Source organism: Spirosoma gilvum (assembly GCF_054776815.1).
This window is the reverse complement of the sequence record NZ_BAAHBH010000006.1, coordinates 16957-29316: the sequence shown is the minus strand read 5'-3', so window position 1 is coordinate 29316 and position 12360 is coordinate 16957. Positions and strand designations below refer to the sequence as shown.

The following is a 12360-nucleotide window of genomic DNA, read 5'->3' as shown; positions in this document are numbered from 1 at the left end:
AAGGCTGCCCAAACTGACCAGCAAAGCATCTACTGAGCACATCGGCAGATTATGGCCGTTACAGACGATCGGAACAGTAAACAACCGCCCAGTCAACAGGAGGGCTAAGCACCCCACTCGCACCCGTAAATATCTTAGTGGGTATAAGTAAACCGGATGGCAACAGTTTGCCAGAAGCCTAGGAAGACCGCTCGAGCGGGTAATAGCAACAAAGAGAGATGCAGGTGATAAGGGTTCATAAGCGTAGAGAAAATTAGATAGTTATTTAGCCGTGAGCGTTGGGGTCAAAAGTGACGGAAAACCACCACCCGCTGTTAGCGCATATCCAGCATTCTTTTCCTCATTTCCAGCATGGACAAAAAAAATGGCCCTAAAAAGGCCATTTAGCGTATTTCAGTACGTACTACGATCACGAATCCGAGCGGCTGGCGGGTGTTGCGCCGTACTCCGAGGGTGGTGCCCCATACTGCTCCTGAAACACCTTGGTAAAGTAAGGCAGGCTTTCGAAACCCACCTGGTAGGCCACCTCCGAAACACTGACCGAGCGCGTCGCCAGCCAGTAGGCAGCTCGCTCCAGCCGGTAACGTCGGAGATATTCCACCGTCGTCAGGGTTGTCAGTGCCCGGAGCTTACGCAGCAGCTGCGAAGGGCTCAGGTTCATAGCTGCGCTGAACTCATCCACCCCAAACTGACTATTGCTATAATGAGCTTCGAGCACCTGCCGGGCTTTTTGCAGGAAGATGTCCTCTCGAGAAAGAGCCGGAACAGCAACCTCTATTGGCAGTACGGTTGGCGCCGACACCGATTGATGTCTGAAGTAGGACCGGAGCCGCTCCTGCTTATCAAGCAAATTACGCACCCGGGTCTGTAGCTCCTGCCGGTTGAAGGGTTTGGTCAGGTATTCGTCAGCCCCCAATTCAAAGCCCTCGATCCGGTCTTCAACCGTGGCTTTGGCCGTAAGCATGATGACCGGTATATGGCTGGTCGCTTCCTGGGTTTTCAAGGCCCGGCAAAAGCCAAACCCATCCAGCCGGGGCATCATCAGGTCACAGATAACTACGTTAGGTAACAGGGCAGTGGCTTTCTCGAATCCATCCTGCCCATCCTCAGCGTCAACAATCTGGTAGTCGGTTTCGAAGATGCTGCGCACGTAAGCCCGGATATCCGCATTATCGTCGACAATTAACAGTACGTCTTCTCCGGTTGCCTGCGTGACAACTGCTTTACCAACAATGCGTGTTTCATTGGCGGCTTCTGGCGCTGGTCCAATGGCCCGGCCTTCTGTCCGTACGTCTAAAGGTAGGTTGTTCGTGAACGGCTCAGGCTCAGTGGGGGACACGGGTATCAAAGGAAGCGTAACCTGAAAGCTAGTACCGACCACCTCTGTACTGGCCACGGTAATAGTGCCCCCTAGCACGTTGACCAGCTCATTGACGAGTGCCAGCCCAATACCCGTTCCTTCGTAAGGGCGATTCGTGTTTCCATCAACCTGATAAAAGCGTTCGAAGATATGAGCCAGATGATTGGGAGCAATGCCAATACCCGTATCCTGCACCTTAATAACGACTCGGTCAGGGTCCTCCTGATACTGAGCCGTCATCTGCACCGACTGATGGGTGGGTGTAAACTTAAAGGCGTTCGAGAGCAGGTTGTTGATAATCTTTTCGAGCTTGTCGCGATCGAACGACGCCCAGTATACGGATTTATCCTGCGAGAAAGCAAACTGGATAGCCAAGCTCTTAGCCAGCGACTCGAACGAACTGGTCACTGTTCGCAGAAACGCGGCCAGGTCTCCATTCGTCGGCTCGGGGGTCAATTGGTTGGCTTCCAGCTTGCTCAGATCGAGGAGTTGATTGATCAGGCTCAGTAGGCGGCTGGCATTTCGCTCCATCATACTCAGTACGGATTCTGACGGAAAGCGCTGTTTCAGATCGGCCAGTGGCCCCAGAATCAAGGTCAGTGGCGTGCGAAACTCATGGGAAATATTGGCAAAAAACTGCGTCTTCATAGCGTCCAGCTCGGCCAGTCGCAGCGACTGAGCCTGCTCAAAGACTACCTTCTGTTGCAAGATGGCCCGCTGCCACTGAAACCGGTATAGCTGCCATCCCACTACGGCTACCACCAGCAGATAGAATAGATACGCCCACCAGGTCCGGTAGAAAGGTGGATGCACGCATATGTGCAACGTAACGGGCTTACTCCAGACATCTCCATTGGCTGAACCCATCATCTGCAGGGTGTAGGTTCCGTCGGGTAGCTGGGCGTAGTTGGCAAAGCGGTTGGTGCCCGCATTGACCCAGTCCTGGTCAATTCCTTCCATCTTGTAGCGGTAGCGGTTACCAGCCGGATTGGCAAAATCCATCACCCCAAACTCCAGCGTGACCAGGTTCTGGTCGTAGGCCAGGTCGAGCTGTTGGGTTTGTTCGATGGGTGCGTCCAGAAGTCCATCTTCTTCGCCCACCGCCACCGGTTTGTTGTTAATCCGCAGACTGATAATATGCGCTACGGGCCGGGTGGTGTTCGATTGCCGGAAATCCGCCGGTCTGAAAACGGTCAGCCCATTCACTCCCCCAAAGAGTAATCTTCCTGCCGAGCCGATCACAAAGGAGTTGGTATTGAACTCGTCGTCCTGAAGGCCGTCTGTTTTCGTGAACGGTCTGAACATGCGGTTTTTAGGGTTAAACTGCGCGATCCCCCGGTTGGTGCTCAGCCAGAGGTTGCCCAGACTATCGGGCAAAAGACCATAGACCACCTTGTTGGGTAAACCCTCGCGCTCGCCAACGTGATCAAACTGCGCAGAGTTGTCGGTCAGGGTTTGGCGGTTTAGCCGGTTTAGGCCGCCACCTTTGGTGCCAACCCAGAGGAAGCGGTTGGGTTCATTGGGATCGTCTGCAAGGGTAGACACATAATTATCACTGAGGCTATTTCGATCGTTTACATCATTCCGATAGATGGCACATGCGGGCTTGCCGTTGGGGTTTTTCACCCGGATCAGGCCCTGTTGCGTGCCAATCCAGATGTTATCGGCACGGTCCTGAAACAACGCATAGGTTTCAACATCGCTCCCCTGTTTATGTAGCAGATAATCGTAAGTCAGCACTCGAAACGTACCGGTTCGCGGCTCAAACCGAAGTAATTTGCCGTTGATGGTGCCAATCCAGATGTTCCCGGCACGATCTTCGAGCGTGCGGTTGCTGGCAAATCCCAGCTCACCGTTTGGTGGTAGGGGGTAGGTCTGGAGTAGCTGCCAGTCTTCCGAGAACTTCAGCAATTGATGCTTCTGCAGTCGGGCATTACTCAATGTGAGCCAGAACACACCCTGGCGATCCTGGATTAAGTTGCGAAGACTCAAGGCATCGATCAGTGGGGGCAGGAATCGCCGAAGTTGCCCGGTAGTCGGGTCAAGTTCACGTATATGATCCACGTAGCGCACGTAAATACGCCCTCGCCGATCCTGCAACAGGTTGGAAAGCGATACGGAGGGCAGGCTCGACTCGAATCGTTTCACCTGTGGGTTGAACCAACGGACACCATACCCGGCCGTACCCAGCCATAGTAGCCCCGTTTTGTCGCGCAGCAGGGTGGTTACCCCATACAGGTCGGAAGACATACGGGCATAGGCATTTTGGGCCGACAGACGATCCTGCCGCTCTAATTCATCCGGCGACAACAGCCACAGGTAGTTCGCGTTGCCGATGGCCACCGTGTTGGCGTCGAGCCAGCTAAGTGTAAGAAAGCCTGGGTTTTCCGGAGGGAGCGAAATGAGTTTAGTCTGCCCCCTATGCCAGCAGACAATCCGATTCTGGTTTGTGGTGATCCAGTAACCCCTTGGGGCAACCACCAGCATACTGGCCAGATCGAGGGGCAGAATTGGGTGCTCGGCTAGCTGCGTTACTCGGTTCGGCTGGCGATGGTTCAGCGCAAACAGGCCGTAAAAGGTACTAAACCAGGCGGTGCCATCGGGGGCAAAACTCAGGGCCATTGGGCGTGCTCTGGGCCGGTCTCTTAGCACGGGTAGGTGCTGAACCTGCACCTGGGCGGTTAGATCGGGGGAGTTAGCACGTTTTGGCTCAAAATTGGGCAGTAAGGTGATTCGGAACGCCTGATTTTTGTGCGCACATACCCAGATGGCCCCGTCGGGGGCCTCGGTTAGGCTCGTTATTTCCGGGTTGTTGATCGAAGCCTCTGCACCATCCGAAAGCGTGATGTGATAAAACCGCTCCGTTCGGCCATCGAACAGGTTGAGCCCTTGTTTCTCGGTGCCGATCCAAAGCCGCTGCTGCCGGTCAATGAGCAGAGCCGTACAGACATTGTCGCTTAGGCTGAAGGGATTGTAAGGGTCATGCGTAAAAATCCAGACGTTATGTCCGTCGTAGCGGTTGAGGCCGTCTTTGGTGGCAATCCATACAAAGCCGTTATGATCTTGTTTAATGTCAAAGACCATACCCTGCGAGAGGCCCTGGGATATGGTTAGTTCCTGCCAACCTTTATTGGCGCGGTTGGCAGGCTGTGCTAGTAACGCAAAAGGAAGGAGAAGGCAAAATAGCAACATATACCCCTACATGTATCAGGGCTTAAAGATACATAAGCAGGCGATAAAAATCTGAGTAGTTCATTCATAGCTTATTGTCACCAAAGGGGTATTTCATTTTACCAGCGTTTTTTTGAGATGAATTCTCCAAATGGCTACCTTGAATTGTACCCTATCCAATCTAGCCGCTTACGATCCGAAAGGAGGCAACATGGGTCATATAACCGCCCACGCAGGTTATCATCGCCTTGCCAATCCTAAAATCCGGTTGTCAATCAACTCGTTAAGCTGTTTCAGTAGGCTGCTGTCGGGTATCCAGCCAACGATTCGTTAATCAAACCCATTAGTGGGGGATTTATGCCGCATAATTGGGAATAGTTGCCTCATGTTTGCGGACTTGATAAGTGTCCACATTTTGAAAACACCCTGTCTATCAATCAATTAGCTACCATTGAGCCCTATGGCACATTGTTGGTTAATTGATGAGTAGGCAAAAGCCATAAGGGGACAGGGATCTTCTCCAGAAGTAGCCCTACCCATGAATCATTTAAACATCATTTAACGCTAGATAGACACTATGCAACTCTTAATCACACTGTTGGTCGGTGCCGTTGCCGGTTGGCTGGCCGACCTGGTCTTTAAGCGCTTTTCGCTCTCGCTACTGGTCGAGATCATTCTGGGTATCGTAGGGGCCTTCGTGGGAGGCTGGCTCTTTGGGACTGCCCTGGGAGCCGATACCGGTATTCTAGGTCGTATTCTAACCGCCTTTGTGGGGGCCTGTATTGTATTGGGTATTGCCGCCTTGATCAAGGGATCGCGACGGACGATTTAAGACACATTAGGGAATAAAATCGTAAGGAGGGTCGGCTATGAGATAGCCGACCCTCCTTAGTATAGAACCACTGAACGAATCCTGCCTGTTGATGAACGGTAGTCCGGCTTAAGGGGGAGCGGTCTATAAGAATTTCCTAATAATGGCTGTGTACCATTTTTGCTTTTGTCCAGTGGTACTCCGCAGGCGGTGTGTGGCATTTCGACTGACCACCGCGGCTCAATCAGTAGAACTTCCTCCTGTTCCGAAGGGAGCACCGCCAGTAGAATTTTTGAAAAACATCCTGAAAAGAGCGGAGGAACTAAGTAGCGTTTGGAGGCCCCAATTTTAAACAGATTATTTAGAGATTTCTAGGGTGGTCTGTCTGGCAAACCTAACGGGCGGCCCCGCCGTTTTGCTGTTAAGACCCAGTTTAACGCTTCGGGCTATGAAAGCTACCTGCTTCATTTTTACATTTCGACTTTCTCATGCCATCGAGAAGCCAGTCTTGGTTCATTCAGACCAACTTCGAACCCATACGGTCGCTACGAAAAAAGAAGCGACTTCGTCACACCGATAGCCTCAACGGATTGGCCACTACCTGGGAGTAAACCCGCTCCACCAGTCTAGTCCCACTAGGTGATTGACCCATCCCCAGGAACAGCTTTGTCAGCGATAGGCTGACGCTCCACCCATTGGGTCAAACTTTTGGCCGCATTGCTAAAGTCGGACGGCACCAGCACGATGGTTGTCGTATTATTGTCAATACCGATTTCGGATAACATCTGCATCCGCCGTAACTCAAGTGCAATCGGGCTTCTTTCCATTTCCTTTGCCCCCTGGGTCAATTTGATGGAGGCTTCCAACTCGGCTTCGGCTTTCACCATCCGGGCCCGTTTTTCCCGGATGGCTTCCGCTTCCCGAGCCATGGCCCGTTGCATAGCGGCTGGAATCTCTACATCTTTCATCTCCACCATCTCAATTTTAATGCCCCAGGGTTCAGTCGTGGCGTCAACGATGCTTTGCAGCGTTCGGTTAATTTGCTCCCGCTCCCGCAATACTTCGTCTAACGAGTGCTGACCAATGATATTCCGCAAGGCCGTGACCGAGAATTGATAAACGGCCTTATTGTAATCGGCCACTTCAATAATTGCCTCTTTAGGATCGGTGATTCGAAACCAGAGCACGGCATTGACTTTAATCGTTACGCTATCTTTGGTAATGGTTTCCTGCTGCTCCAGGTCAACCGTTTTGGTACGGATATCGACGCGTTGTTGACGCTCCACCCATGGGATTAGCCAATACAGACCAGGGCCTTTGACGGCCTGGAAACGCCCCAGTCTGAAGACCACCGCCCGCTGATATTCCTGAGCGATACGAAAACCAGTGAGTAAGAGGACGAAGCCGAATGCAAGCAGGGGAAGTACCATTTTAGTAAGGGGAACAAGTGGTCCGTTTAATCCAGCGATTTCAAATGGGGTTGTTTATCGCCTTTCAATACCCGAGTCAGTTGCAAATGAATGTGCGATAAAGAGTAACACAAGGTACTGATAAACAGATTTATTAGTTATCCATGGCAGCTGGAACCTAGTCCTGTTTTGAGTGAGTGGTCTTTTTTCGAGTAAACTAATCACTGGAGGCTACCGCGCTAACTTAACGACCACAAACGTTTCCCGTTTTCGATTCTCGTTAGCGCTGATGGGTTAAACTAGGCCGTACGATCACGGTTACTGTAGTGTCCCGGTTAACTAGTAAGTCGACTTGACGCCAAACTCAGGCCCTCATCAGGACGAGCTCCCAGCAATCAACTTCTCCCTGGGCGTCGAGGTTTATTTCATCGGAAAAGCTGGAAAGTCGGAGAGCCACATCCTTCTCATGCCCACAATGCCACCTAAAAGGACAAGCGCAAAACCTATTTTTATGGTGTATATCGTCAAGCGAAGAAAATTCTCTTTACCTAATCTCAGTGGCTGGTGCACTAGTCAATTCATTGGCCGAAAGGGTTTAGCGGCCAATCCAGGGTCTAAAAGCGCTCAAGGGCAGGGACGACTAACGAGACGACAGGATGGTTACTACAGGCTTGCTCTTCCGCTTACTAAAAGTTTCAACAAGCCCATTAGACTCCTTGGTAACTTACCTGGGTAAGCCACTAAACCAGGACCGGCTGGTTCAGCCAGGCTCCCAATTCTCTGCTATGAAGCGTCGAACCTTTCTCCAGGCAACGTTACTCACCCCTCCCTTCGTGGCCTCCACGACCCTGCAGGCCGCCGCTGATCGAGCACCCAACGGGTTCATCGTCAAAGCCGGTGAGGGGCGATTTCACGGGCATATCAAACTCAAAGGCGTCAATGAAAACATCCTGGATTTGAAAGTGTCCGGTAAAGATACCAATGGGGATCTGGCCGTCTTTGAGCAAAACTCCCTCTCCCCCAGACGAGGCACGCCCCTACACATCCATCCCCACCAGGATGAGCTGTTTCATGTTCTGGATGGTGAATACCTGTTTGTAGTTGGTCAGGATAAATTCCAGCTTAAGGCGGGCGATCATATTTTTCTACCTCGCAACGTACCCCATGCCTGGACCCAGCTCAGCGAGCGAGGCCACATGACGTTGATTTTTCAACCGGCGGGTAAGATGGAGGAATTCTTTGTCAGGATGGCGGGGTTGGCCAAAGAGCCCTCTCAGGAAGAAATCGCTCAACTCTTTGCCGAACATGACATGCAGGTAGTGGGCCCTCCGCTGAAGGTTGATTGAGGCAGGATGTAGGTTGCCGCGGAGCTATTTTCAAGGGGCAAATCGAGTTTTGCAACCGCCCCTCCGATTCTGTTATAAGAAGAAAGCAAGCCAATCAACCAGTGCAGGAGTTTTAGTACCTACGATGTATTCAAGAATAGCCAACAGAAATAGGCCACCTGAAGGGATTCATACGCTCCGCCTTTGTTGGCTGGAAAAACAAGGGACCGCCAAAGCCGTTCGATCTTCATGTCCATTTATGCAAAAAACGTCTCTTCACTTTCAGCATATGACCTTAAACCCTTCTGGATATGAACATGTCTATGCCCCGTATTCCACCACCCGTTTTTATGGTACTAGCCGTTCTAGTGATGATACTCCTTAACTATTACGCTCCAATTGGACGGTGGTTAGATTATCCCTGGAGGTACCTTGGCCTTGCTTTGATTATTCTGGGATTCAGCTTAGGGCTGGGAAGTGGCCTATTCTTCAGAAAATTAGGAACGAATCCAAAACCTGGCGCTAAAGCAACTTTACTAGTAACAAAGGGACCTTTTAAATATACAAGAAACCCCATGTATCTTGGTCTTATGACCCTTACAATTGGCGTTGCCATTCTGCTTGGCACCTTCTCACCCCTGGTTTTAATTCCCGTTCTGTTTATCATACTCCACACACAATTTGTGCTTCGAGAAGAAAAATTAATGGAAGACTGGTTCGGCGAATCGTATTTAAGCTATAAGCGCAAGACTCCTCGATGGCTATTATGATACTGGCTACCCATTGCACTGGCGATTATGGCGGTCAATGGCTATAGTCTCCTCTTTTAGTTGGCTAGTCCGCTAATGAGCGTTTATAGCTTTAATCAGCAGCGGTACCAACTTGTGACGTTGAACGGTTTTATAATCTCTGCTCTGATAGCCAACGCACGAAATTTCAGGCTAAGTATTCTTCAAGAATACACCCCAATTGCAGATAGTCAAATCTCTCCTCGTCTCATTAAGGAGCGTTATTTTGAGACTGGTTGTAGATAACAGAAGTGTAGAAACCAGCCAGAAATTCATAGTTTTAGGAAGATTGGCCCCGCAATTACCATCCGCTATCAGTCAACGCCTTGCTCAATCGAGTGGTTTTCGCTTTGGTAGTCAAATCTCGAGCAAAGCAGCTTTGGTTTGGCCCAAAATGTCCGATGTTTGGCTCGAATCAACGGTGAGTATCCCCTACTTTTACGGCCTCACTCAACTAGACTATGGCCCTCACTCAACAGGTCATCTTTGTTGTACCGCCTTTTGTCCACGTGTTGGATCTGACCGGACCCGTTCAGGTCTTTTACGAAGCTATTGAGTATGGGGCTCCCTATCAATTACGGTACTGCTCGTTCCAACATCAGCTTATCAGCTCAGCAGGCCTGGCTTTGGGGCCGGTCCTACCTTTTACCCAGGTGATCCCTCAACCCGGCGATCTGATCGTTATCCCCGGTATGGAGATGGCCTATATCCGGTCCCAAGAATTTAAAGCAGAGTACGATTTTCTAAACTGGCTCCGTGAGCAGCACCGGCAGGGCGTTATCATATGTTCGGTCTGTACGGGCGCATTTTTAGTAGCTCAGACGGGCCTGCTGGATGGCCGAAAATGCACCACTCATTGGAAGCGCGTGGAAGAACTGCAAACAACCTACCCAAGGGTCATTACCCTGCACGATCAATTATTCGTCCAGGAGGGTGGTCTCTATTCCAGTGCCGGGATAACAGCCGGTATTGACCTGGCGCTGGCGATTCTGGAAGAGCAGCAAGGGCCCCTGTTTGCGGCCAAGATAGCCCGCGAGTTGGTCGTGTATCTACGTCGCGGCCCACACCATTCCCAGAAAAGCATTTACCTCGATTACCGCAATCACATAAATGTGGCCATTCATCACTTGCAGGACTGGCTGATTGCTAATCTGAAAACCAGGGTTACCTTGGAAGCACTAGCCGAGGTGGCCGGAATGAGTAGTCGCAACCTAACCCGGACGTTTCGAAAAGAGACGGGGATCTCCATTCATGACTATACGACGCAGCTCCGGCTAGAACGAGCCCGTACCCTACGACACAATCCGGGAATGACGATGGAGGCCATTGCCGAGCAGTGTGGCTTTCAAGATGCCCGCCAGTTGCGCCGAATCTGGCAGAAAGACCAAGTTAAGAATAGCACCAAAACCGTTATATCAACTCGATTCATACTCCGATGAGCACCCTACTTCACTATTGTTTCTACCTGTTGGTTGCCGGTTGCCTGGTTATGACCAAAAGTCCCCTTTGGGCCCAGAAAGTGGTTGACAAACAAGCTCTGATGGCGTACTATTGCCAACCCTGCGGTAGTAGCTGTGATCTAGAGCGTCACGAAAAGCCTGGTATTTGTCCGCATTGTGGTATGCCCCTTGTCCAGCGTAGGGTCGCCCTAGTGGACTCTCTGTCGCAAAACGCAAAGCCAGATAAACAACGCAATGTGGCCATTTTTATTCACAATGGGGTTGAGATTCTTGATTTTGCCGGTCCCAGTGAAGTCTTTGCCTCCACGGAGGGGTTCAATGTGTATACCGTCTCACTCACCAAAGAACCCATCCTTAGTCAGGGATTTATCAAGATAACCCCAACCTATAGTCTGACCGATTGCCCTACACCTGACATTGTGGTTTTACCGGGCGGTAAGACCGGACCCTTCCTCGAGAATAAGCCCTTGATTGAGTGGATAAAACACTCGGCTACCCAAGCCGAGGTCATGCTGTCGGTTTGTACGGGTGCCGGGCTACTGGCCAAAGCAGGCCTGCTGGATGGGAAGCAGGCGACTACCTTTCATTCCTACATTGCACCGCTGCAACGAGCAACGCCCAAGGCCGAGATTCTGGCCAATACTCGGTTTGTCGACAACGGCCAAATCATTACCACGGCGGGTGTTTCGGCGGGCATTGATGGTGCCTTGCACGTTGTGGCCAAATTAAAAGGGCAGGCGATCGCTAACCAAACCGCTCGCTACATGGAGTATGATAAGTGGAAGCCCGAGGAAGGCCTCATCGTGAAGCCATCGGGTAAGGTTGCGGCAGAGAACAAATAAAATAGCCTGAAACTATTTAGGCTTATTTTAGGCAGCATTATTTGAGATTAGATAATCGAATGATCAATTATCCTAACGAATTACTAATCGGCCAGTAGCTTTTTGAGTAGTTGCATCGTTTGTGGATGGTTCAGAATACTGGCATGGGTCGCATCGGAGATCACTAAATGCTGATCTTTAGATCTCATAACGGCATGAAGCTTATAAGCCGTACTATGCGAGTTGTCGGTGCTGACGACAATAACTGGGCTAAACGCATTTTGGACATCCTGATCGGTGAGGAACGTGAAGCCATTCACAGAGGGAAAAGGATAATACAACAGATCCGTAAAACGATCACTAAAATCACCACCCGCTGAGGCAGGATCAATCAGCAAGGTGAACTTGGGTCGATTCGTCGAGGCTAGATGAGCCCCGATCCGGCCGCCTAAGGAATACCCACAGATCACAATCTTGTTTTCTGGGTATCGCCTCTTCAATGAATCATACACGGTTTGGGTGTCAGTATAGAAATTAGCTAAACTGATGGAGCCTTTACTTTTGCCGTGTTGCCGATAGTCAGTGATCAGGACATCGTACCCGCATTGCAGGAAATTAGGCGCCATGGCTCCCCAATTGGCTAACGTTCCCCCATTGCCCTTCCAGAAACAAACTATTCCTTTGGGTTGAGGGGCCTTGAAAAGTAAGGCGTTTAACAAGCCGCCTTGCGGAGTTTGAATCCAGAGTTCTTGAAGCGGTTGAGCAAATTGGTAGCGAAAGGTAAGGGGTAATTGAGTGGATCGGTACCGATTGGTCTGTTGATCTTTACCCAAGTAGAGGAGTAGATAACTGCCTAGATAGAGCAGTAAACCAATGGATAGTCCAATCCAAGCCCACTTCCTCCAGTTTCGAATCTTCGTCATTGCGCTCTGCGTCCACGGGGATCAAAGCTAAGTGGTTGAAAGGTAAGGGCTAAATTAATAAATGTTAAACGTTACATTGAGTGTCGGAAAACAGTCTGCCTCCATTTAAGCAATCGCTTCACCGACGCTTGTTTGTATTATAAATGAGGGTTTTATGAGATTAGAAAAAAGCCTCCAGTCAAATGTAGTAAATTCAATGTTGGAGAGAAGCCATTCATAGTTAGGTTAGTAAAGTACCTAACGGCATCATGACGGCATGAGACGACAACCATGAAATGGTCCCTATCAACCA

9 protein-coding genes are annotated in these 12360 nt (G+C 50.5%); 6 read left to right on the top strand and 3 right to left on the bottom strand.

Annotation, left to right across the window (positions count from 1 at the left end; genetic code table 11):
• Positions 1-409: 409 nt before the first annotated feature.
• A complete protein-coding gene (locus ACYVFD_RS16635; RefSeq protein WP_461091380.1) occupies positions 410-4552 on the bottom strand; it encodes a hybrid sensor histidine kinase/response regulator transcription factor in 4143 nt (1380 codons plus the stop codon).
• Between the two features lie 130 nt (positions 4553-4682).
• Here ACYVFD_RS16635 and ACYVFD_RS16630 point away from each other — a divergent pair, with 130 nt between their 5' ends.
• Together ACYVFD_RS16630 and ACYVFD_RS16625 are read left to right on the top strand one after the other, a co-directional pair.
• Positions 4683-4865, top strand: coding sequence for a hypothetical protein (locus ACYVFD_RS16630; protein WP_461091379.1), 183 nt, complete (start codon positions 4683-4685; stop codon positions 4863-4865).
• A 243-nt stretch (positions 4866-5108) separates the two neighbouring features.
• The gene (locus ACYVFD_RS16625; protein WP_461091378.1) at positions 5109-5363 is read left to right on the top strand and encodes a GlsB/YeaQ/YmgE family stress response membrane protein; all 255 of its coding nucleotides are present in this window, start codon (positions 5109-5111) and stop codon (positions 5361-5363) included.
• Between the two features lie 614 nt (positions 5364-5977).
• On the opposite strand, the gene ACYVFD_RS16620 is transcribed toward ACYVFD_RS16625, so the two are convergent.
• Complete coding sequence (locus ACYVFD_RS16620; RefSeq protein ID WP_461091377.1) at positions 5978-6772, bottom strand: slipin family protein; 795 nt, start codon at positions 6770-6772, stop codon at positions 5978-5980.
• Positions 6773-7536: 764 nt separating this feature from the next.
• Here ACYVFD_RS16620 and ACYVFD_RS16615 point away from each other — a divergent pair.
• The 4 genes from ACYVFD_RS16615 to ACYVFD_RS16600 all read left to right on the top strand — a co-directional run bounded on the left by ACYVFD_RS16615 (position 7537) and on the right by ACYVFD_RS16600 (position 11166).
• Positions 7537-8097: a cupin domain-containing protein gene (locus ACYVFD_RS16615; protein WP_461091376.1), complete on the top strand. Its 561-nt coding sequence runs from the start codon at positions 7537-7539 to the stop codon at positions 8095-8097.
• A gap of 290 nt (positions 8098-8387) precedes the next feature.
• Positions 8388-8846, top strand: a complete 459-nt coding sequence (locus ACYVFD_RS16610; protein ID WP_461091375.1) for a methyltransferase family protein — start codon at positions 8388-8390, stop codon at positions 8844-8846.
• A gap of 479 nt (positions 8847-9325) precedes the next feature.
• Complete coding sequence (locus tag ACYVFD_RS16605) at positions 9326-10303, top strand: GlxA family transcriptional regulator (RefSeq protein ID WP_461091374.1); 978 nt, start codon at positions 9326-9328, stop codon at positions 10301-10303.
• Complete coding sequence (locus ACYVFD_RS16600) at positions 10300-11166, top strand: DJ-1/PfpI family protein (protein WP_461091373.1); 867 nt, start codon at positions 10300-10302, stop codon at positions 11164-11166. The genes ACYVFD_RS16605 and ACYVFD_RS16600 overlap by 4 nt, the downstream gene beginning before the upstream one ends.
• An 83-nt stretch (positions 11167-11249) precedes the next feature.
• Here the strand turns inward: ACYVFD_RS16600 and ACYVFD_RS16595 are convergent, their stop codons facing one another.
• Complete coding sequence (locus tag ACYVFD_RS16595) at positions 11250-12068, bottom strand: alpha/beta hydrolase (protein ID WP_461091372.1); 819 nt, start codon at positions 12066-12068, stop codon at positions 11250-11252.
• Positions 12069-12360 lie beyond the last annotated feature (292 nt).